Source organism: Caldimicrobium sp. SLHALR3, assembly GCF_058692735.1.
Genome location: NZ_CP182484.1, coordinates 574,034 through 594,202, shown reverse-complemented (window position 1 = coordinate 594,202; position 20,169 = coordinate 574,034). Strand labels below are relative to the sequence as shown.

Here is a 20,169-nt window from a genome sequence, read left to right as displayed (position 1 = left end):
CTATGTATTACATCGGTATTGATGTCTCTAAAAATCAATTCACAACCTGTATCATCAACCAAAAAGCTCAAATTATCAGCCGAAGAACCTTCCCATACTCCCTTGAAGGCTTTCAAGATTTTCTTTCCACCCTTCAAACTCTTAACCCCGTAACTATTATTATGGAATCTTCCAACAGATACCACATCCCTCTTGCTTCCTTTCTCATCTCCGAAAACTTCCAACCCTTCATTGTTAACCCAAAATTCATCTATCAGTTTGCTAAATATCATCAGGCTACTTCTCCTTCTAAAACTGATCCCAAAGATGCCTTTCTCCTTGCTCTCTTTGCCCTCAAAAACCCAGAACTCCTTAAACCTTCTCCCATCCCAGATGATGCTAAAATCATCGCAAGAACCCTCCAAAAACTCACAAAAGAACTTGCTAAAACAAAAACTCAAATCAAAGCCTGCCTCTCCGTCCTTTTCCCAGAACTTGAGAAAAATGTTGAAATCTTCTCTAAAGCCATCCTTACTATGCTTTTTTTACCTCCCCTCTGCTAAGGATATTGCAAAAGCACCTCTTAAAAGAATACATCATTTCCTTCTTGAGACCTCCGAAAAAGGTAGAAAACCTTCCATTACTCCAGAAACTCTTAAAACCCTTGCCAAAAACTCTATCGGCATCCCTCATAAAGGTTATGAGGCTACTCTCAAAGTTCACATTAAAGAATATTTCTTTCTTCAGGAAAAAATAGCCGAACTTGAAACTTTCCTTGATGAAACTCTCAAAAATTGGTCTCCTAAAGAAAGAGAACTTATCAGTTCTATAAAAGGAATTTCTAAAAATCTTGCTAACAGATTTTTGGCTGAGATTGGAGATATTAAAAAGTTTAGCAAGGCTTCCAAGCTCATAAAGTATGCTGGGCTTGAGCCAGTAATAAAACAATCTGGAAAGTGGGAGAGCCGAAAAGGAATATCTAAGAGAGGTAGCCCTTATTTGAGGGATATTATTTACCAGATGGCTTATGGAGTTAAGAATTGGAACAAAGTTTTTTGGGAGTATTGGAGAAGAAAGAAAGAGGCTTTTGGAAGTGCTAGAAAGGCTATGATTGCTCTTGCAAACAAGCTGATAAGAGTAATTTTTGCAATGTTGAGAAAAGGAGAAACTTTTAAACCTGAATTGGTTGCTCCTTCTACAAGAGGAATAAAGCATATTTCGGTGGAAGGTGTTTGCCATGTTTAACATTTTTCTACCCTATTTTCCGATAGTTGACTCCTCTTCTTTTTAAGGAGAAAAACAATTTCCCTGAAATTTTACCACAAAAGATGAAAATTTATAAATGCAAGAAGCCAAGCTAAAATAAAACTATAAAGTAAAAATCCCAAAGAGAATAGCAAGTTTCCCTCCTTAGCCATAACTACAACCGTTGCCAAACAGGAATTATAAATAAGGACAAATAAAAAAAATGACAGAGCCTGTTTCGGAGTTAAAAGCTCTTTTATTCTTTCCTTTAATCCAGAGACCTCTCCTTCTTCCACTTCAAGTGTTTTAGGAAGAGGATAAAATAAAGAACTTATAGCTTTTTTAAATGCCTTTCCAAGATTTATAATTTCTTCTTTAAAAGTTGAACCTATTTTAATCTCTGAATAAAGTTCCTTTTGGGTTTCCCCAAAAACGATAATTCCCATATTGCTTATAATTGCCTCTCTTGCAAGAAAGCCTTAAAGTAAGGAAGTGGTAATTCTCCAGTCTCCCAGACCAACAGGTTTAAATACATAGCTTATGGTTTTACCCACCTTCCCTGCAAAGGTGTTTTCTATGTGTTTTTCTCCATAGGGAGATTAAGAAGAAGCCATATAATAACAGAAACCACAAATATAACTGTTCCTGCACGATAGACAAAGTTTTTTAAGTGCACCTTGGTTATGTTAAAAATCATCCCTAAAGAGGGAATCCTATAAGGAGGAAGATCCATTACAAAGTGAGACAACTCTTTTTTCAATATGGTTTTTCTTAAAACTAAACTTGTGAGCACAGAAAAGAAAAATCCTATTAAATAAAGGATAAAAATTACAAAAGCTGGATTTTTAAAAAAGATCAGAGCTATAAAAGAAAATACCACAAGTCTTGCTGGACAGGAAATGAAAGGAATCATTGCCATAACAAGCAACTTATCCTTTGTATCTTGAAAGGTTCTTGTAGCAATAACTGCAGGAACATTACAGCCAAGCCCCAATATAAGAGGAATAACGCTCTGACCATGAAGCCCAATTTTATGAGTAAATCTATCCATTAAAAAGGCAACTCTTGGCAAATAGCCTGAGGTTTCAAGTATGGTCAAAAGAAAATACATTATAAAAATAAGGGGTATAAAAGTAAGAACTATACCCACACCTCCTATCAAGGCTTCTGTAACAAATTTAATGAGAAAAAAAGGAGCTCCTAATTTTTTTAAAAGATTAAATAAAAGAGGGGGATGAAAACCCCTGCATAAACTCATCAATCCAGTCAATAAAAGGAGCTGAAAAGTCAAAAGAAATTTTGAAAAAAAGATACATTATTAGAAGAAGAAAGATATTTCCTAAAAAGGGATGAAGAAAAACGCTATCAAGAATTTCTGTTATAGTTCTTTTATGCAAAATTCTTCTATAAGTTACTTCCTTAGCCAATCCCTTTGAAAATCTTAGCCGTTTTTCTTTTACGATCTCATAAAGTTTCTGATTTTCTTTGATTAAATTTTCAAGCTTAGTCCACTTAGAACCTTCTTTGTTTTTAAGCTTTTCTTCAATCTCAGAAGAATATACTATTTCTACAGGTCTTACATTATTTTCGTAAACCTCTATTATAGCTGGCAAAATATCTTTTACCCCTTCGCCGGTTCTTCCATTTGTTTTAATAATTTTAGTTTTTAAGAGTTCTGAAAGCCTTTTTGTATCAACCTCAATGCCTAAATCCTCAGCCTCATCTATCATGTTAAGAACAAGAATAAGAAGTTTTTCCATATCAAGAAGTTGACAGGTAAGATATAAATCTCTTTCTATTCTCGGAGTTTCTATAATGTTTAAAATAATGTCATATTCCCCATTAATAAGAAAGTCTAAGGTTATCTTTTCGTCTTCAGAAATAATCTCTTCTAAGGTATATACTCCGGGAAGATCAATGAAAGTGATTTTATAATCTTGAAAAGTGGTGTATCCCTCTTTCTTTTCAACTGTTACTCCTGGCCAATTGCCAATCTTTAAATCACCCTTTACTAAATGATTAAGAATGCTTGTTTTTCCTACATTTGGATTGCCAACAAGAGCTACTTTTATGTTTTTTTCACAACCTTTCATTTTTACTCTATAACTTTTAATTCTAAGTCTTCTTGAGAATAAATCTCTCCCTTTCCATTTTCTACAAACACTATATTTTCAAGTCTAATACCAAACTTGCCAGGAAAATAAAGCCCTGGTTCTATAGTGAAAACCATCCCGTCTTCTATAATTTCCTCTTTATTCAAAGGTTTATAGTAAATCCGCGGTGGTTCGTGAACCTCAACCCCTATTCCATGTCCTGTTGCATGAACAAAAAACTTATCTACATCTTTACTTTTAAAATATTCTCTTATAGTTTTATCTATTTCAGAAAAAGGACTACCTCTTTTTACTTTCTCAAAACCCTTATACCAGGCAGTTTTTACTAATTCGTAAAGTTTTTTGAATTCAGAGGAAGGTTTTCCTAAGTGTAAAGTTCTCGTAAAATCTGTGCAATATCCCTTCCAAATAATACCCATATCTATTAAAAGCGGAGCATTTTTCTCAATCTTACTTTTTGAGGTTACCCAATGGGGAATGGCAGAATTTTTACCACCTGCTATTATTGCTGGAAAGCTTTCTCCTTCTGCCCCTATTTCAAAAATTCTTGCAACAAGAAATCCTTTTAACCTTAATTCAGTTAAATCCTCTTCTTTATCAAAAATTGTTTCCTTTATAATATTTAATATATATTTATAAAGCTCATCAGTTTTTTTAATTCCCTCTTTTAAGATTTTCAGTTCTTTTTCATTTTTAATTATCCTTAGATTTTTTAAAACCTTTGTAAATCCCTTAAATCTTATTCCTTTTATTTTTAGTTTTTCTCTTAATTCACAGGTAATACCGTCTTTTTCAAATCCTACAACTTTGGGATTAAGATTTTTAATAAATTTTTTTAAAAAAGAATAGGTGTTTTCTTTTATAAGAACCACTTCCCAGTCTTTTAACTCATTTTTTGCCCTTTCAAAATATCTTGCATCTGTAAGAAAAAAATGTTCTTTAGAAGTAATGATAATAAAGGCATTTGAAGATCTAAAATTAGTTAAGTAAAATATATTGGGAGATGATGTAAATAGAAAAGCTGAAAGATTATTTTCTTCTAAAAACTTTCTTATCCAATTTAATTTTTTTTCAAAATTCATATATTTACCTCAAAACTAAATTTATTTTAACAAAAATTTTTTGAATTTCAATCTCAATTCAAATTTTTTTATTATTTATCTCTTGTCTACATTTTAATATTTATTTAAAATAAATTCAAAAGTTTTTTAAACTAAGAAAGGAGGTGGAACTATGCCCTTTATGGAATGGTCTGATAAGCTTGAGACAGGAGTCAAGGAGGCAGATGACCAGCACAAGAAGCTGGTTGGTTTGATAAATGATCTCTATGATGCCATGAAGCAAGGAAAGGGGAGGGAGGTCATTGATAAGGTCCTGGATGAACTGGTAAAATATGCCTGGTATCATTTTACTACTGAAGAAACTCTGATGAGTAAATACGGATATCCCGAGTTACAGGCTCACAAGAGAGAACATGAGGCTTTTAAGGCCAAAATCAAAGAGTTTTTAGAAAAAAAAGCTAAAGGTGAAATAACCCTTTCAGTGGAAGTAATAAGCTTTCTTAAAGATTGGCTGGTAAAACATATTATGGGAACAGATAAGAAGTATGGGCCTTTTTTGATTGAGAAAATGGGTAAGAAGTAAAAGTAACTTTTTAATTCAAGATAAAATAGAAGTGACGATGTAAGAAGTTTTACTTTTCAACCTTGACAAAAAATGAAGTTATATTTTTAAAAAATAAAAATTTAAATTCGGAAAAAAGAAGATAAGATTATGAAAATTCTTGATATAAGTAAAAAAGTTGCTTTTTTACGTTTTTATTTTTGTTGTTATGCTTTTTGCTTTAACAATTGTTTTATTTAATAAGCAAAAGTTTTAAACCTGATATATCTATTCCTGATAAAATTACAGCTATGACTGGTGGTTCTGTAGCGACCACTTTTAAAAAAGAAGGAGATGATTTTTTAAGGATTACGACTTCTCTGAAAAAAGAAGATAAATGATGAGTGACTCCCCCTTTTCTTTGATTATCAATTCTGATGGCATAATTTTAGGCCTAAATCAGTCCCTTCAGAGGGCTTTAGGTTTTACTCTCGCTGAATTAAAAGGACGCTCCCTTAGAGACCTTTTACCAGACGATAAGACTTTTGAAAAGCTCCTTGGAGTCCTGAAAAAGATTGAGGTACCCTCTCCTCTTGAAATCGTCTTTCTCAAAAAGGATAAGTCACACATTCACTTTCAGGGATTTATTAAAAAAATAAGAGAAAATCTCTACCTCCTTTATGGCTTACCTCAAAAATTTATTTTTCAGAGCTCTTTAAGACTTATTAAATTTTTAAAAAGTGTAAACAGGATTATTACCAAAGCACAGAGTGAGGAGGAGCTCTTTCAGAGTATCTGTCAAAGTCTGGTTGAGGAACTTGGGCTTCGCTTTGTCTGGGTGGGAGTCCCTGATTGGGAAAAAGAGGAAGTAAAACCCCTTTATCATTACGGATACGAAGAGGGCTATCTAAGTCAGATTAAAATCTCCTTAAATCCTGAAGTGCCTGAGGGTAGAAGTCCAACTGCAAGAGCTATCCAGAGCGGGAAGATTTCTATCAATCCCTATACCTTAACCAATCCTGAATATGTGACCTTTAGAGAGGAGGCCTTAAAGCGGGGCTATCTCTCAAGTGTAGCCATCACCCTTTATGTTGAGGGAAGGCTTAAGGCTATCCTAAATATTTATGCTGATGAGCCCTATTACTTTGACGAGCTTCAAAGGGATCTTCTTGAGGAGCTAAAGGAGGACCTTGAGTTTGCCTTAAAAAGGCTTGAAAAGGAGAGATATTTAAGAATTCTTCAAAGTGCCCTCACCAATTCTGACCTTCTCCTCTTTATCACCAATGAAAACTTTGAAATCCTCTATGTTAATCCTGCTGTTACCCTTTATACTGGTTATACTGAGGAAGAACTCCTTGGAAAAGACTTATGTTCTTTTATGAAGGGTGAACATTGTTCTCTAAAGGAGTTGAAAGAGCACCTTCTTTCCCTTTCTGAAGGGGAGAGCTATCCCTTTCTTGTAGATCTTAGAAAGAAAAATGGCGAAATCCTCTATGTAGAGTTTAAGGCCCTTCCCCAATCTTCATGTGTAGAGAGGCGATTTATCTTTCTCGGAAAAGACATCTCACTTCAAATAAGTCTTTTTGAAACTATTGAAAAATTAAGAGAATATGACCATCTAACAGGAGCCCTTTCTCTGAGAGGATTTCTGGAAAGACTTAAAGTGAAGCTTGAGTTGAAAAGGTTTTCCCTTGGGATTTTAGTTGTGCTTGACCTCTATCAGTTTGCTTACATAAATGATTTTTATGGCTTTGAGGTAGGGGATGAGCTTTTGAGAAACCTTGTTTCTCGTTTGAAAGAGAATTTCCCTCAGGCCTTAATAGGAAGAAGTTCTGCAGACGAGTTCGTCCTCTTTTTTGAGGATCTCTCCTCTCTTTACGACCTTGAAACCATCTTAGCATTACCTTTTGAAATTCGGGGAGAAAAAATAATCCTTAAGTACAACTTAGGGATTGCCCTTTATCTCAATGATGCAAAGGAGGCTGAAGAACTCTATCGCAGGGCCAATTCTGCCTGTTCTCTTGCGAAAATGGAAGGTCCAAATGTTACCAAATTTTACAGAAAAGATGTAGAGCTTCTCATTAAGAAAACCCTGGATGCAGAGAGACTGATTGAAGAGGCCCTAACCTTTGGTTACTTTCAATTCTTCTTTCAGCCCTACTTTGATACCAAAAGCTTTATTCTTTCTGGAGCAGAATCCCTTATCCGCATCGTAAAACCCAATGGAGAGGTAGTAAGCCCAGGTGTTTTCATTGAGGTCTTAGAAAAGTCACCCCTCAGATTTGACTTTGAAGTCTGGGCAGTAAAAACCATTGTTGAAAAGGTTAATCAACTCCAAATTCCCATTGGTTTAAACCTTTATCCCAAAACCTTTCTTAATGAAAATTTCTGGAAAGAGGTTGCCCCCTATCTTGATAATCTTAAAGGCCCTCTCGTCCTTGAAATCACTGAAAGGGGCTTTATTCATCAGCCAGAAAAACTCCTTGAGTTTCTGAAAGAGCTTAAAGAGAAATATCCTCATCTTAAGATTGCCCTTGACGACTTTGGAACAGGCTATAGCAACATGAGTTATCTCAAGTTGCTTCTCCTTGATTACTTAAAGATTGATATTGCCTTTGTGCGGGATATAGACCGGGACGATAAAGTAATAGGTATAGTGAAAAATATGATAGATCTGGCTCACTATCTTGGTGCAAGAGCCCTGGCTGAAGGTGTGGAAAGAAAGGAACAGGTAGAGATTCTTGACCTTATGGGATGTGACTACTTACAGGGCTTTTACTTTGAAAAACCCCTTCCTTACGAGGAGTTTGTCAAAAAGTATTCTCTTTCAACTAATCTTTAAGCCTTCTCCTATAAACTCAATTTTAAGATGGGTTTTTTTGATTAACTGGTAAGGAATTTACCGCTCTTATGAAATTTATTTTTGCATTCCCTGTTATGCTTTTAAAGATTGAATTTCCCCTTTAAATTGCATTTGGCAATTTTAAACATCTTGAAAAGACTGGGCATTTTGGACACAATTATTTTTCTGCTCCAAAAATTGCATTCTTTGCTGTAAAATTTGTTCTCTTTCCTGAATGTGTGATAGTATTTTTGTTTCACTTTCTGTAACTTTTGCTGATTTGGTTAAAGTATCTGTGGATTTTGTGGATCAGCCATGGCAAGACCAGTTAATGTGGTTACTGATAATAAAACTAATAATAATTTCTTAAGACCTTTGCAAAATTGACCTAATAAAGACTGCATAAGTTCCGTAGCTTTTCAGAAAATAAACTTTTTATCACCCCTAACCCTTGGAAAGATTTCAGATTTGCAGTCCATTTTTCAGCTATTAAAGAGGAAATAGGGAAAGAGAAACTTAGACCATTTGTGGACAAATTTTGTGAGCAGAAGGGAATACCTAGTGTATCAGTTTCAACCATAGGGAGGATAATTAAGTATTTGAAAGGGGGTTACTTCGAGGGGAGAAGGGTGTAAAGTTAAGTTATTGTGGAAGAACAGGAAGGTTTTATGAGAGGGTGAGAAAAAGGAGGAGGATAAAGAGGTATTTGGTAGTGGGAGTAGATTTAGCGAGTAGATTTGGATTTGCTTATGGATATAAGAATTTATCAAGTAGGAGTGCAAGAGATTTTATGGAGAAATTTAGGATGGTAGCACCTTTTGAGGTGAGAGGGGTGCAGACGGATAATGGGAGTGAGTTTTTGGGTGAGTTTGAGAGGTATTTAAGGGAAGAGGGTATAGAGCATTATTTTAGTTATCCGAGGAATCCGAAGGGGAATGGATATGTTGAAAGATTTAACAGGACACAGCAAGGATTTTGTAGATTTTATGGAGGAAGAGTTAAGAAATGATTTAGAGGGATTTAACAGGAAGTTGATGGAGTATTTAATCTGGTATAATGGTGAGAGACCTCATTATGGATTGAGAAATAAAACACCAATAAGATATATTGTGAAGATTTTTTAAAAAATAATTTCCAGTACCAAATCATATGGACTTATACATTAAATTGACAGAAGCTGAAAATTATGTTATTTAATTTAATTGGGCTGGAGTTGTGGAAGAGGGGTGAAAATCCCCCGCTGCCCCGCAGCCGTGACCGGGGACGAAAGCCGCTTGGGCTAAGCTAAAACTTAGCCGACAAGCCACTGGGGTTTAAAAACCCTGGGAAGGTGCGGCGAGTAGGAAGATCCGGAAGCCGGAAGACCGCTCCAGCCCCAAAAAACCCGAGGGGGTGAAACAATGACTAAAATTATCCTTTCAAAAAAACTCATCCTCTAAATAACCTCCCATCTCAAACTCCTTAAAACTATCTAAAAACATCCTATGGGAGGGGATTATGTCTAAAAAATTTTACGGTATTTTTGCTAACTCTTTACTAATTACTTTTTTTATATCTTCTTTTCAGAATTTAAGTTATTCAGCAGAAAATCAAAAAGAACTTCCAGAAGTTATAGTTACTGCAAATAGATTTATAGAACCTTTAGAAGAAACCACTTCAGAAGTTAAAATTATTACGGAAAAAGAATTAGAAAAAATGAAGGTAGATTGGACAATTGATGCCTTAAGAAAATTATCAAACATATATGTAAAACAGTATGGTGGGATAGGAAAACTGGCTTCTGTCTTTTTAAAAACTTCTACCAAGTCTGGAGATGTTTTAGTAATGATTGACGGAGTAAAGGTAAATAGTCCAACAAGTGGAGATTTTGATTTTTCAAGTTTAAGTGTTGATGAAATAGAAAGGATTGAAATCATAGAGGGACCTCAAAGCACGCTTTATGGCTCTGAAGCTATGGCTGGAGTTATAAACATTATAACCAAAAAAGGGAAGGGAAAACCAAAAGTTAGTCTATCTTTAGAAGGGGGTTCCTACGGAACATATAAGCCTTCCTTTAGCCTTTCAGGAGGAGATTCTCAATTTGATTACAGAATTACTACTTACTACTATAAAACAGATGGCTTTTCTGCCTATGCTAAAGGGAAAGAAGATGATAGCTACAAACAAGCCTTTATTTCTGGCAAATTTGGATTTAGACCCTCTGAAAAATTAGAACTTGAGTTTTTTACAAGATATTATTATGACAGAAACGAATTAGATTTTGGGACAGAAGATGGTTTTCTCGTATATAAAGATGATCCTGATTATGTTCAGAGAAGGCATCACTCACTATTTTCTGGAAGATTTAAATTAAATCTCACCTCTTTTTGGGAACAAATTTTAACTATTTCAAAGGTTAAAGAAATTATGAATGCTAAGGATCCTGATGATATTTTTAAATGGTATGGGTTTAAAATTACTCCTCAAATTTACATGGTTGATTGGCAAAATAACTTTTATCTTTTAGAAAGGTTTACTTTAACCTTAGGAGCTGAATATAGAAAGGAAAAGGGGAAATATGAAAGTTTTTCAAGTTTTGACGAAGATATTGAAAATAAAGCCATTTACTTAAATGGCAAATTTAAGTTTTTAAGTAATAAGCTGATTTTGAATGCTGGCTTAAGGTATGATGATCATCAAACCTTTGGAGAAAAGCTAACTTACAGAGCAGGTCTTCTTTACAACTTTCCTTCTTATGGATTAAGATTTAAAGCAAATTTTGGAACGGCTTTTAAAGCACCCACACTTAATGACCTTTTTTGGCCTAATACAGGATGGTCTATGGGTAATCCAAATCTTAAGCCTGAAGAATCCTGGGCTTGGAATTTAGGATTTGAAAAGGATTTTCTGAATGATAAAGTTATTTTCTCTTTTAATAGTTTTTATCAGAAATATAAAAATCTTATTAATTGGACTGAGATAGCTCCTTGGACTTATCAGCCTCAAAACATTGGAAAAGCATCTATAAAAGGATTTGAAGTTAATCTTAATTTAAAAATTACCCCTAATTTTCAGCTAAAAACAGGGTATACCTATCTTGATTCAGAAGACAAAGATACCAAAAAGTATTTAATCTATAAACCCACACACAAGTATTCTCTAATAGGGGAATATTCAGTAGGAAAATTTTTTCTTTTTGCTGATTATGTGTATACAGGAAAAAGATATGATGATAGAGCAAATACTAAAGAGCTAAAATCCTATTCTTTAGTAAATTTTTCAGCAAGTTATGATTTTACTAAAAGAATAAAAGCTTTTGCTCGTATAGAAAATTTATTAAATACCAATTATGAAGAGGTAAAAGACTATGGAACTCCAAATCGTTCTCTCTATTTTGGAATAAATTTTTCTTATTAATGTTATAATTAAACTCAATGAAAAAAAGTGGAATTCTTTATGTGGTAGCACTACCTATTGGAAATTTAAAAGATATTACTCTCAGAGCTTTAGAGGTTTTAAAATCGGTAAAGTATGTCGTTTGCGAAGACACAAGAACTTTTAAAAAACTTGTAAATCATTATCAACTTGGAGAAAAAAAACTTATAAGCCTTTATAAGAATGTAGAAAAGGAAAGATCTGAAAAAATAATAAATATCTTAGAAAGTGGAGAAGACATTGCTCTTGTTAGTGAGGCAGGAACTCCTGGAATTTCAGACCCAGGAGCTTATCTAATAAATCTTGCATATGAAAAAAGAATAAAAATTGTTCCAATTCCAGGAGTTTCTGCCCTAACCTGTGCCTTAAGTGTTAGCGGAGCAAACCTAAACAGGGGTTTCATTTTTCTTGGATTTCTTCCGAGAAAAAAGGTTGAACAAAAAAAAGTATTTGAAAATCTTCCAAAAGACCTTCCCATAATAATCTTTGAAGCCCCTCACAGATTTGCCAAAACTCTTAAAAATCTTTTAGAAATTCTCGGAAATAGAAGGTGCTTTCTTGCAAGGGAGCTAACCAAAATGCACGAAGAACTTTTGTGGAGTGATTTAAAAGAATTAAGCGAAAGAAAAGAATTTTTAGGAGAAATAACACTTATAATAATGCCTGAGAATGAAGAATTTGCTAAGGAAATAAATCTTTCTAAGATTAAAAAGGAGGCAGAATCTTTAAAAGCTCAGGGATTAAGAAAAAAGGAAATAGCTAAAACCTTAGCTAAAAAATACAATCTTTCAGCAAAATTTTTATATGAGCTTATTTCAGAAAAATCTAAGGATTAAGCCTTTCAGGATGTTCTTTAAGAAACTTTTCCACTTCCTCAAAAAAGGCAGGTAAGAGCTCCTTTTCAGAAACCTTTCTTATTATTTTCCCGTTTTTAAAAATTATACCTACTCCCTTTCCTCCTGTTATTCCAAGATCAGCATGTTTTGCCTCTCCAGGTCCATTGACCACACAACCCATTACAGCAAGCCTCAAATTTGCCTTTACATTTTTTGCCCAACTTTCCACTTCTTTGTAAAGTCTCATCAAATCTATTTCACATCTTCCACAGGTTGGACAGGCTATTATATCTGGATGTAAAGTTCTTAATCCAAGATTTTTAAGTATTTCGTAAGCTACATAAACCTCCTCAACAGGATCTGCAGTTAAAGAAACCCTTATGGTGTCTCCAATTCCCTTAAGCAGAAGATAGCTTATTGCCATAGTATTTTTTATAGTTCCAGGGATAATTCCTCCTGCCTCTGTAACACCTATATGTAAAGGAAAATCCGATTTTTTAGAAAAAAGTTCATAAGCCTTAACTGTATCCCACCAGTTAGAAGATTTTAAGGAAACTTTAATGTTTTCGTAATCAAATTTTTCAACAATGTATGCCAACCAGTTTAAAGCACTTTCAACCATAGCCTTTGGTGTAGGCTTTTTGTATTTTTTTAAAACCCTATCTTCTAATGATCCTGCATTTATTCCTATTCTTATGCAAACTCTGTAATCTTTGCAAGCAGAAACAAGTCTGTCAAGGTTTTTTCTGTTTTTAAATGTCCCAGGATTAATTCTTATTCCTGAAATACCTGCTTTAACTGCTTTTTCACCAAGAGAAGTAACAAAATGAAGATCAGCAATAACAGGAATTGGACTCTCTTTAGTAATTTCTTTTAAGGATTCTACAGCCTTCTCATCAGGTATAGCAACTCTTACTATCTCACATCCTGCAGAATAAAGTTTTTCAATCTGAGAAAGGGTTGCTTTTACATCTCTTGTATCAGTATTTGTCATACTTTGAACACGGATGGGATTTTCTCCTCCGATAGAGACACTTCCAACCTGTACAACTCTTGTCTTTTTGCGTTTAATTTGAGGATACATTATTAGCTTAAATGGGCTTTATTTTTTTAACCGATGGGCTTTCTTTTTTTCTCTTAACGAGATTGTCTCCAAAAAGAACTGTTTTTAGCCACTTAAATCCAAATTGCAAAAGTTTTAAATCGTCTTTTTTTATCTCCTCTAAGGTTTCTTCTGGAACCTCAAACATATCTAAAAATTTTGTTTCAAAAATAAAAGCTCTAAATCTTTCAGGATTTGTGCTAACCATAAAAAATAACTGTAAACTTTTTTCTGGAACTTCCATAGGACCAAAGGATTCCTTTCTCATTATAATTTCTCCCCATTCTTTGATAGGCTCTTCTAACTCTGGAATGCCTTGAGAAATTCTATATTCTTCAACAGTCATTTCTTCACCAGATTCTAACCCCTGACAAAATCCTTCTTTTACAAGATAATAGATGTCTTCATTTTTCCTTTCATCTCTATTTCTAAACATGCCAAATCCAAGAGGATAATATCTACAGGCAAGTGGTCTTACTTCATAAATGGTGCAACCACCTTCACCCAAAAAAGGACAGGTTTTTTCTTCATTTTCTCTCATTTTAAGCCTTACAATAGGAAGACCAGATTTTGGCAATATAAAAGGCTCGGTATAAATAAGCAAAAACTCATCTGTCGTAAGACCAAGTTTGTCTCTTATTCTTATAATGTCATAAGGAGTAAGAGGCAAATATAAATCTGAACAGCAAAGCTTAAAGCATGGAACCCCAGGATAACATTGAAACCTAATTTTAGAAGATGAGGTAAGTCTAATAGGAACTATAATTCTATCTAATCCTCTTAAATTAGTAATTGCATCCATTTTTTTCCTCCAAATTTTAAAATTTTTTAAGGTTTTATTAATTATAACTCAGAGACGGAATTGTTTCAAATTTTGAAAATTTTTGTGCTTGACTTTTAAAGAATTTTAAGTATAAATTTTATAATTTAATAAAGCTTAGTAGAATGGGTAAAAGACGATGAAAAGAGTTCATGTATTTATCTCTGGAAGGGTTCAGGGGGTTTGGTTTAGATCTTATACTGAAGCTGAAGCAAAAAAGCTGGGAGTTAAGGGCTGGGTAAGAAATCTCCCAGATGGAAGAGTTGAAGCGGTTTTTGAAGGGGAGGACTCAGCAGTAGATAAAATGGTTGCCTGGTGTCATAAAGGTTCTCCCTATGCAAAAGTTGAAAAAGTTGAAGTTATAGAAGAACCCTACAAAGGTGAGTTTACTGATTTTAAAATCCGTTACTAAATAAAATGATAGATCCTGATAGATTAGCTTTAGAATTTCAGACCCTTTTAACTATAGAAAGCCCCTCTAAAAAAGAGGGAAGATTAGCTTATTACATAGCAGATATTTTTGAAGCCCTTGGATACAGATGTTTTTTTGATAAGTCTTCAGAAAACACAGGTTCTGAAGTAGGTAATTTAATAGTAAAAATTCCTGGAACTTTTCCTTCTGATCCCATTTTTTTCTGTGCACACCTTGATACAGTTGGACCTTGGGAAAATCCGAAAATAATCTTTGATAAGGGGGTTTACAGAAGTGATGGAAGAACGATCTTAGGAGCAGATGATAAGTCAGGAATAGCTGTTCTCTTAGAAATTGCCAAAGTTTTAAAAGAAAATATTTTACCCCATCCTCCTATAGAATTTATCTTTACCACCTGCGAAGAAATAGGTTTACTTGGAGCAAAGTATTTAGACTATAACTTAATTGATGCAAAAGAAGGATTTGTCCTTGATAGTGAAAATCCGGTAGAAGTTATAAATGCTGCTCCTTCTTCATATCATTTTAAAATTGAAATTAAAGGTAAATCTGCTCACGCAGGTCTTGAGCCAGAAAAGGGAATAAACGCAATACATATTCTTTCTCAGGTTTTGGCTAATCTTTCTTTTGGAAGAATTGATGAAGAAACTACCATGAATGTTGGAATTATAAGTGGTGGAAGCTATGTAAACATTGTTCCTGATTATGCAGAGGCAAAAGGAGAAATGAGAAGTCATAATGAAGAAAAGCTATTAAAATTACAAAAAAAGATTCAAGAAGAACTTGCAAAAGTCCTTGATTCTTACCCAAAAACCGAAAATAATCTTCCTTCTGGAAAAGTAAGATTTGAAAAGCTTTTTAAAGCCTTTAACATTCCTTTAGACGATCCCTTGTGTAAACTTGTTAAGAAAGCCGGAGAAAGACTTGGTTTAGAAATTACTTTTAAAAGAAAAGAAGGTGGATCTGATGCCAATGTTTTTAACGAGCATGGATTAAAATGTCTTATACTGGGAACGGGTATGCAAAAAGTGCATACTACAGAAGAATTTATTAGATTAAAAGACCTTATTATTACTGTTAATTTTGTTCTTGAAATTATAAGAACAAAAGGTGAAATGGTTTAAAAATATTCTAAATTTTATTTTTCCTGAAATCTGTAAACTCTGCCAAAATCCTTTAAAGGATAAAGAAGTTCTTGTGTGTTCTGAGTGTTTTAAAAAACTGCCTTTTGTAAAGATCCACTGTATAAGATGTGGAAGCCCTTTAGATGATTCTCTTTTAGATTACATTGAGAAGAAGTATATTTCTTATTGTGGCTATTGCGAAAAACAAAAGCTTTATTTTGATAAAGCTTTTGTTGCCTTTTTATATAAACCGCCTGTCTCAGATTGGATAAATGAGTTAAAATTTGGAAAAAACTTTTCCTTAGGCTATAAGTTAGGCATTCTTTTAAAACGAATTCTTAATGGAAAAATTCCGGAATTTGACTTAGCCATTCCTCTGCCCTTATCTTTAAAAAGACTCAGAGAAAGAGGTTTTAATCAAAGCTTTCTTATAACTTGGGGGTTTTTAGGAAAAAGACCTTCTGATAAATTTTTAAAAAGAATTTTACATACCAAGCCTCAGACAGAACTTTCTCAAAAAGAAAGATGGAAAAATGTTAAAAATGCATTTTTAGCTGATGAAAGTGTTGAAGGAAAAAGAATTCTTTTAATAGATGATATGATGACAACAGGAGCAACATTAAACGAAGCTTCCAAAGCTTTAAAGAAAAAGGGAGCCAAAGAGGTTTATGCTTTAGTTTTGGCAAGAAGCACCATTTAAGGTAAATCTATGCTTAAATTAAGTCTCATTCAGATGGAAGTTAAACCTAATTTGGAGGAAAATTTACAAAAAATAAAAGATTTTATAAAATTTTCTAAGGGTGAACTTATTATTTTCCCCGAACTTGCCTTAACAGGCTACAAATCTCCATTAGCCTCTTTTTCTCAAAAAATTGTTGACAAGGCACTTTCTGAAATTCAGGCTTTAGCTAAAGAGCTTAAAAAATTTGTTTTGATTGGTGCTCCTTTTTATAAAAAAACAAACATTTTTAATGCGGTTTATTTTATCTCTTATAAAGGTATAGAGGTTGTTGCAGAAAAATTTTTGCTTTTCCCAAAAATAGATGATATTTTCTCTCCTGGAACAAAAAGAAAGATTATAGAAGTTAACGGTTTTAAACTTGGAATTATCATTTGTTTTGAACTGAGAAGCCCTGAAATTATAAGAAACTTAATAAAAGAAGGCATAGATATGGTTATAGTCTTAGCACAATGGCCTGAGATAAGAATTGAGCACTGGGAAAACTTACTTAAGGCAAGAGCTATAGAAAATCAGATATTTGTGGTAGGGGTAAATGCTATTTCTCAAATAGATGAACTTTTTATCTCAGGAAATTCTCTCGGTTTTTCTCCCTTAGGAGAACTTCTTAATCCTTATTCTAAAGAAGAAAAAATAATAGAAATAGAAATCTCAAAAGATTTTCCAAAGCCTTCTTATCCTTTAAAAACTCCTTATGTAGAGTTTTCTGAAAAAGTAAAGACCTTAGATGAGTTAAAACCTATTATTCAGAAAAGAAAAGAAAAGGGGCAAATTATGGTCTTTACTAATGGATGCTTTGACATTTTACATGCAGGGCATGTTCATTATTTAAATTCTGCAAGAAATTTGGGAGATTTTTTAGTAGTGGGATTAAATAGCGACATTTCTGTCAAAAAAATTAAAGGTTCTTTAAGACCTATAAATTATCAAGAAGAAAGGGCTTATACCTTAGCAGGGCTTTCCTGTGTGGATTATATTGTTTTTTTTAATGAGGAAACACCTGAAAGATTAATAAAAGAATTAAAACCAGATATTCTTGTGAAGGGTGCTGATTGGGAGGAAGAAAAAATTGTTGGTGCTGAGTTTGTGAAAAGCTATGGTGGAAGAGTAGAAAGAATTCCTTTTAAATTTGAAACTTCTACTACCAAAACAATAGAAAAAATTTTAAGACTCTATAAAAGTTAATTAGGCTATTTCATTAAGAAGATTGAGAATCATTGCCCGAGCAATTTCTCTATTGGAAACTCTGTAATTGCCAGACTGAACCCTTTCTTTTACCTCAGCAACCTTTTCCTCTCTAATTTCAGGCATAGAAAGAGTTTTATCAAGCGCCCTTTCTATAAGTTTTTGAAAAGAAACCTCTACCACTTCAGTTTGATTTGTGCTCTTTTCTTCAGGCTTTGTAGTGCCTACTTTTGAAAGTTCTTCTCTTTTTCTTGCTTCTTTTATATCTCTTAAATTTTCTATATTCTTCCCTATAACTCCGTTTATTTTCATTGCTATATCACCCCGTTTTTTTTATACTTATCGGCACTTTTAAAATTTACTTTAATAATTTTAAAATTTTTGTCAAGTTTTATTCTCTAAATGGAATGGCAAGTCTTCTTATGTAAGTTTCTTTCTCTCTCCAGTCCTTAAGTGCTTTAACCCAAAGGTCTAAATATACTTTTTTCCCAAGTAAAAACTCAAGTTCCTCTCTTGCAAGAGTCCCAATTTTTTTTAGCATTCTTCCACCTTTCCCAATTATAATCCCCTTTTGAGAATCCCTTTCAATAAATATGGTTGCTTGAATATAAAGAAGATTCTTTTCTGGCTCTTCCCTTATTTCTTCCACTTTTACTGCTGTAGAGTAGGGAACTTCCTGATAGGTAAGCATAAATACCTTTTCGCGAATTATCTCTGCTACAAGAAGACTTAAAGGCAAATCAGTAACTCTATCAGGCTCATAGTAAAATGGTCCTTCTGGTAAAAGTTTTACAATTTCCCCAAGCAATCTATCCAGACCATCATTTTTTAAAGCTGAAATAGGAACTATTACGTGAAAATCATGCAGTTTAGAAAAATAATCTATAATAGGTAAAAGTTCCTGTTTTTTTATAAGATCTATTTTATTTAAAGCAAGGATGGCAGGTTTGTTTGCCTCTTTTATAAGATTTAGAATTCTTTCTTCCTCTGGAATGCGATGAGTAACATCCATAACCCAAAGAATGACATCAACCTCCTGTAAAGCATTAAGTGCCTCTTTTACCATCATTTGATTGAAAAGATCTTTGGCTTCGTGAATTCCAGGGGTATCAACAAATACAATCTGATAGTTATCTCTTGTTAGAACCCCTCTTATGTTAAATCTTGTAGTTTGAGGCTTTGGACTAACTATAGAGACCTTTGTTCCCAAAAGCTGGTTTAAAAGTGTTGATTTACCAACATTAGGAAGACCTATAATCCCAACAAAACCTGATTTAGTTGTTTTTAATTCCTTTTCTGTCATCTTTTTTTAAAATTTTTAAAGCTTTTTTAGCTGCCAAAATTTCTGCTTCTTTTTTAGAACCTCCTTTTGCTGTGGCAATTATTTTCCCGTTTAATTTTACTCCTATCTCAAATTTTGGATTGTGTGAGGGGCCAGAAACTGACAAAATTTCATATTCTGGTTTTTTGCTATAGTATTTTTGCGTAAATTCCTGAAGCTGAGTTTTATAATTTTTAAATTTCTTTTGACGAAACTTTACAAAATAAGGTAAAAACCATTTTTTTACCTTTTCAAATGTTAACTCAAAACCACCTTCTAAAAATAAAGCTCCTATAAGCGCTTCCACTGTTCTTGCACAAATGTTTTCTTTACTTTTTTTATCAAGCTTTTCTTCCCTTTTTCCAAGATAAATATAATTCAAAATGTTTAATTTTTTAGAGACCTTTATTAAAGTATCTTTACAGACAAGATATGCCTTTTTCTGAGTAAGTTCTCCTTCTCTATCTTCTTTAAATTTCTGAAAAAGCAAAAGGGAAATACAAAAATTCAAAACTGAGTCTCCCAAAAATTCCAATCTTTCATTATCTTCCCAATCAATATCTTTATGACTTATTTTATATGACCTATGAGTTAAAGCACTTTTAAGAAGTTTTTCGTTTTTAAACTTAAAATCAATAACTTTTTCAAACTCCTCCAAATCTTTTTCCATTATCTTGCCACTAAAAAGGCTGACCTAAACTTTTTCTTTTTTAATCCATCAGAAATTTTAAAAGCTTCGTAGAGATCATCTGTTAAATATACCTGAACTCTGTAAAAGGTTTCACCATTTCTTAAAATAGGTTCTATTCTTACATTTTCAAATTCTTTTTCTAACTCTGATTTTAATCTCAAAGCATTTTGATAATTTTTAAAAGCTCCAACTTGAAGATAAAATTCCCTAAATCTTATGTTGGGAATGTTTTTATAAACTATACCTCCATTTACAATTTCTCCTTCACTTAAAGCAACTATTTTAACCTTTGCAAGACCTTTACCAATCATTCCAAGTTCTTTTGCTGCAGCATAGCTTAGATCTATGCATCTATTTTCTACAAAGGGTCCTCTATCATTTATTCTTACCACTACCTCTTTACCGTTTTCTAAATTTTGGACAAGAACATATGTTCCTAAGGGTAAAATTTTGTGAGCTGCAGTTAAGTCATGCATATCGTATATCTCTCCGCTTGAAGACTGATTTTGATGAAATCCAGGACCATACCAGGAAGCTATACAGACCTCTTCATAACCCTTAGCTTCAGGTAAAGGATAATAGGTTTTTCCATCTATAGTATAGGGTTTAAGCCATCCGGGAATTATCTTTGATGGTTCTTCATATCCGTATTCTGGAGCTGTTTTCGGTGGTCTTGTACAGCCTGCCAAAACAAGAATTAAAAGCAAAAGAAAAAAAATTCTCAT

Annotated in this window: 23 protein-coding genes and 1 riboswitch; of the genes, 13 read left to right on the top strand and 10 right to left on the bottom strand. The window is 33.3% G+C overall.

What is annotated here, in order from left to right; all coding sequences use genetic code 11:
- Positions 1-2 precede the first annotated feature (2 nt).
- Together ACLGLP_RS03125 and ACLGLP_RS03120 are read left to right on the top strand one after the other, a co-directional pair.
- Positions 3-542, top strand: a complete 540-nt coding sequence (locus ACLGLP_RS03125; RefSeq protein WP_492113480.1) for an IS110 family transposase — start codon at positions 3-5, stop codon at positions 540-542.
- A complete protein-coding gene (locus tag ACLGLP_RS03120; protein WP_492113479.1) occupies positions 484-1,224 on the top strand; it encodes an IS110 family transposase in 741 nt (246 codons plus the stop codon). The genes ACLGLP_RS03125 and ACLGLP_RS03120 overlap by 59 nt, the downstream gene beginning before the upstream one ends.
- 71 nt (positions 1,225-1,295) lie before the next feature.
- Here the strand turns inward: ACLGLP_RS03120 and ACLGLP_RS03115 are convergent, their stop codons facing one another.
- From ACLGLP_RS03115 to ACLGLP_RS03100, 4 genes are all read right to left on the bottom strand, one after another.
- On the bottom strand, positions 1,296-1,670 hold the full coding sequence (locus ACLGLP_RS03115) for a hypothetical protein (protein ID WP_492113478.1): 375 nt from the start codon (positions 1,668-1,670) through the stop codon (positions 1,296-1,298).
- Between the two features lie 128 nt (positions 1,671-1,798).
- Positions 1,799-2,374, bottom strand: coding sequence for a nucleoside recognition domain-containing protein (locus ACLGLP_RS03110; protein ID WP_492113477.1), 576 nt, complete (start codon positions 2,372-2,374; stop codon positions 1,799-1,801).
- Between the two features lie 67 nt (positions 2,375-2,441).
- The gene (locus ACLGLP_RS03105) at positions 2,442-3,317 is read right to left on the bottom strand and encodes a FeoB small GTPase domain-containing protein (protein WP_492113476.1); all 876 of its coding nucleotides are present in this window, start codon (positions 3,315-3,317) and stop codon (positions 2,442-2,444) included.
- A gap of 2 nt (positions 3,318-3,319) precedes the next feature.
- Positions 3,320-4,420: a M24 family metallopeptidase gene (locus ACLGLP_RS03100; protein WP_492113475.1), complete on the bottom strand. Its 1,101-nt coding sequence runs from the start codon at positions 4,418-4,420 to the stop codon at positions 3,320-3,322.
- 151 nt (positions 4,421-4,571) lie between these two features.
- On the opposite strand from ACLGLP_RS03100, the gene ACLGLP_RS03095 reads away from it, so the two are divergent.
- The 7 genes from ACLGLP_RS03095 to rsmI all read left to right on the top strand — a co-directional run bounded on the left by ACLGLP_RS03095 (position 4,572) and on the right by rsmI (position 12,032).
- A complete protein-coding gene (locus tag ACLGLP_RS03095; protein WP_492113474.1) occupies positions 4,572-4,982 on the top strand; it encodes a bacteriohemerythrin in 411 nt (136 codons plus the stop codon).
- Positions 4,983-5,188: 206 nt separating this feature from the next.
- On the top strand, positions 5,189-5,341 hold the full coding sequence (locus ACLGLP_RS03090; RefSeq protein ID WP_492113473.1) for a Cache 3/Cache 2 fusion domain-containing protein: 153 nt from the start codon (positions 5,189-5,191) through the stop codon (positions 5,339-5,341).
- Complete coding sequence (locus ACLGLP_RS03085; protein ID WP_492113472.1) at positions 5,338-7,782, top strand: EAL domain-containing protein; 2,445 nt, start codon at positions 5,338-5,340, stop codon at positions 7,780-7,782. The genes ACLGLP_RS03090 and ACLGLP_RS03085 overlap by 4 nt, the downstream gene beginning before the upstream one ends.
- A 676-nt stretch (positions 7,783-8,458) precedes the next feature.
- Positions 8,459-8,791 (top strand): DDE-type integrase/transposase/recombinase, encoded by a 333-nt coding sequence (locus ACLGLP_RS03080; protein WP_492113471.1) that lies wholly within the window; start codon positions 8,459-8,461, stop codon positions 8,789-8,791.
- Positions 8,724-8,906, top strand: coding sequence for an integrase core domain-containing protein (locus ACLGLP_RS03075; RefSeq protein WP_492113470.1), 183 nt, complete (start codon positions 8,724-8,726; stop codon positions 8,904-8,906). Before ACLGLP_RS03080 ends, ACLGLP_RS03075 begins: the two co-directional genes overlap by 68 nt.
- A 69-nt stretch (positions 8,907-8,975) precedes the next feature.
- Positions 8,976-9,168, top strand: a riboswitch (cobalamin riboswitch).
- 111 nt (positions 9,169-9,279) lie between these two features.
- Positions 9,280-11,178 carry a TonB-dependent receptor plug domain-containing protein gene (locus ACLGLP_RS03070; RefSeq protein WP_492113469.1) on the top strand — a complete coding sequence of 633 codons (1,899 nt, stop codon included), beginning with the start codon at positions 9,280-9,282 and terminating at the stop codon, positions 11,176-11,178.
- Between the two features lie 17 nt (positions 11,179-11,195).
- A complete protein-coding gene (gene rsmI / locus ACLGLP_RS03065; protein ID WP_492113468.1) occupies positions 11,196-12,032 on the top strand; it encodes a 16S rRNA (cytidine(1402)-2'-O)-methyltransferase in 837 nt (278 codons plus the stop codon).
- Here the strand turns inward: rsmI and ispG are convergent.
- A complete protein-coding gene (ispG, locus tag ACLGLP_RS03060) occupies positions 12,022-13,116 on the bottom strand; it encodes a flavodoxin-dependent (E)-4-hydroxy-3-methylbut-2-enyl-diphosphate synthase (RefSeq protein ID WP_492113467.1) in 1,095 nt (364 codons plus the stop codon). The two genes, rsmI and ispG, sit on opposite strands and share 11 nt — an antisense overlap.
- Positions 13,117-13,123: 7 nt before the next feature.
- On the bottom strand, positions 13,124-13,936 hold the full coding sequence (locus ACLGLP_RS03055; protein WP_492113466.1) for a YkgJ family cysteine cluster protein: 813 nt from the start codon (positions 13,934-13,936) through the stop codon (positions 13,124-13,126).
- A gap of 157 nt (positions 13,937-14,093) precedes the next feature.
- Here ACLGLP_RS03055 and ACLGLP_RS03050 point away from each other — a divergent pair, with 157 nt between their 5' ends.
- The 4 genes from ACLGLP_RS03050 to rfaE2 are packed head-to-tail and all read left to right on the top strand — an operon-like array spanning position 14,094 to position 17,432.
- Positions 14,094-14,366 carry an acylphosphatase gene (locus tag ACLGLP_RS03050; protein ID WP_492113465.1) on the top strand — a complete coding sequence of 91 codons (273 nt, stop codon included), beginning with the start codon at positions 14,094-14,096 and terminating at the stop codon, positions 14,364-14,366.
- 5 nt (positions 14,367-14,371) lie between these two features.
- On the top strand, positions 14,372-15,508 hold the full coding sequence (locus ACLGLP_RS03045) for a M20/M25/M40 family metallo-hydrolase (RefSeq protein ID WP_492113464.1): 1,137 nt from the start codon (positions 14,372-14,374) through the stop codon (positions 15,506-15,508).
- Positions 15,495-16,208 (top strand): phosphoribosyltransferase family protein, encoded by a 714-nt coding sequence (locus ACLGLP_RS03040; protein ID WP_492113463.1) that lies wholly within the window; start codon positions 15,495-15,497, stop codon positions 16,206-16,208. The genes ACLGLP_RS03045 and ACLGLP_RS03040 overlap by 14 nt, the downstream gene beginning before the upstream one ends.
- A gap of 9 nt (positions 16,209-16,217) precedes the next feature.
- Positions 16,218-17,432, top strand: a complete 1,215-nt coding sequence (gene rfaE2 / locus ACLGLP_RS03035) for a D-glycero-beta-D-manno-heptose 1-phosphate adenylyltransferase (protein ID WP_492113462.1) — start codon at positions 16,218-16,220, stop codon at positions 17,430-17,432.
- On the opposite strand, the gene flgM is transcribed toward rfaE2, so the two are convergent.
- The 4 genes from flgM to ACLGLP_RS03015 form a co-directional block, all read right to left on the bottom strand.
- Positions 17,433-17,744 (bottom strand): flagellar biosynthesis anti-sigma factor FlgM, encoded by a 312-nt coding sequence (gene flgM, locus ACLGLP_RS03030; RefSeq protein WP_492113461.1) that lies wholly within the window; start codon positions 17,742-17,744, stop codon positions 17,433-17,435.
- Positions 17,745-17,823: 79 nt separating this feature from the next.
- The gene (gene era, locus ACLGLP_RS03025) at positions 17,824-18,735 is read right to left on the bottom strand and encodes a GTPase Era (RefSeq protein ID WP_492113460.1); all 912 of its coding nucleotides are present in this window, start codon (positions 18,733-18,735) and stop codon (positions 17,824-17,826) included.
- Positions 18,707-19,423: a ribonuclease III gene (rnc, locus tag ACLGLP_RS03020; RefSeq protein WP_492113459.1), complete on the bottom strand. Its 717-nt coding sequence runs from the start codon at positions 19,421-19,423 to the stop codon at positions 18,707-18,709. The genes era and rnc overlap by 29 nt, the downstream gene beginning before the upstream one ends.
- On the bottom strand, positions 19,423-20,169 hold the full coding sequence (locus ACLGLP_RS03015; protein ID WP_492113458.1) for a septal ring lytic transglycosylase RlpA family protein: 747 nt from the start codon (positions 20,167-20,169) through the stop codon (positions 19,423-19,425). The genes rnc and ACLGLP_RS03015 overlap by 1 nt, the downstream gene beginning before the upstream one ends.

What these genes read in the sequence shown, in the direction of transcription:
- ACLGLP_RS03105 (WP_492113476.1), bottom strand. Translation starts at nt 3,317, where the DNA reads ATGAAAGGTTGTGAAAAAAACATAAAAGTAGCTCTTGTTGGCAATCCA.
- ACLGLP_RS03050 (WP_492113465.1), top strand. Translation starts at nt 14,094, where the DNA reads ATGAAAAGAGTTCATGTATTTATCTCTGGAAGGGTTCAGGGGGTTTGG.
- ACLGLP_RS03095 (WP_492113474.1), top strand. Translation starts at nt 4,572, where the DNA reads ATGCCCTTTATGGAATGGTCTGATAAGCTTGAGACAGGAGTCAAGGAG.
- rfaE2 (WP_492113462.1), top strand. Translation starts at nt 16,218, where the DNA reads ATGCTTAAATTAAGTCTCATTCAGATGGAAGTTAAACCTAATTTGGAG.
- ACLGLP_RS03100 (WP_492113475.1), bottom strand. Translation starts at nt 4,420, where the DNA reads ATGAATTTTGAAAAAAAATTAAATTGGATAAGAAAGTTTTTAGAAGAA.
- ispG (WP_492113467.1), bottom strand. Translation starts at nt 13,116, where the DNA reads ATGTATCCTCAAATTAAACGCAAAAAGACAAGAGTTGTACAGGTTGGA.
- ACLGLP_RS03120 (WP_492113479.1), top strand. Translation starts at nt 484, where the DNA reads ATGTTGAAATCTTCTCTAAAGCCATCCTTACTATGCTTTTTTTACCTC.
- rnc (WP_492113459.1), bottom strand. Translation starts at nt 19,423, where the DNA reads ATGGAAAAAGATTTGGAGGAGTTTGAAAAAGTTATTGATTTTAAGTTT.
- era (WP_492113460.1), bottom strand. Translation starts at nt 18,735, where the DNA reads ATGACAGAAAAGGAATTAAAAACAACTAAATCAGGTTTTGTTGGGATT.
- ACLGLP_RS03075 (WP_492113470.1), top strand. Translation starts at nt 8,724, where the DNA reads ATGTTGAAAGATTTAACAGGACACAGCAAGGATTTTGTAGATTTTATG.
- ACLGLP_RS03125 (WP_492113480.1), top strand. Translation starts at nt 3, where the DNA reads ATGTATTACATCGGTATTGATGTCTCTAAAAATCAATTCACAACCTGT.
- flgM (WP_492113461.1), bottom strand. Translation starts at nt 17,744, where the DNA reads ATGAAAATAAACGGAGTTATAGGGAAGAATATAGAAAATTTAAGAGAT.
- ACLGLP_RS03055 (WP_492113466.1), bottom strand. Translation starts at nt 13,936, where the DNA reads ATGGATGCAATTACTAATTTAAGAGGATTAGATAGAATTATAGTTCCT.
- rsmI (WP_492113468.1), top strand. Translation starts at nt 11,196, where the DNA reads ATGAAAAAAAGTGGAATTCTTTATGTGGTAGCACTACCTATTGGAAAT.
- ACLGLP_RS03085 (WP_492113472.1), top strand. Translation starts at nt 5,338, where the DNA reads ATGATGAGTGACTCCCCCTTTTCTTTGATTATCAATTCTGATGGCATA.
- ACLGLP_RS03115 (WP_492113478.1), bottom strand. Translation starts at nt 1,670, where the DNA reads ATGGGAATTATCGTTTTTGGGGAAACCCAAAAGGAACTTTATTCAGAG.
- ACLGLP_RS03070 (WP_492113469.1), top strand. Translation starts at nt 9,280, where the DNA reads ATGTCTAAAAAATTTTACGGTATTTTTGCTAACTCTTTACTAATTACT.
- ACLGLP_RS03045 (WP_492113464.1), top strand. Translation starts at nt 14,372, where the DNA reads ATGATAGATCCTGATAGATTAGCTTTAGAATTTCAGACCCTTTTAACT.
- ACLGLP_RS03015 (WP_492113458.1), bottom strand. Translation starts at nt 20,169, where the DNA reads ATGAGAATTTTTTTTCTTTTGCTTTTAATTCTTGTTTTGGCAGGCTGT.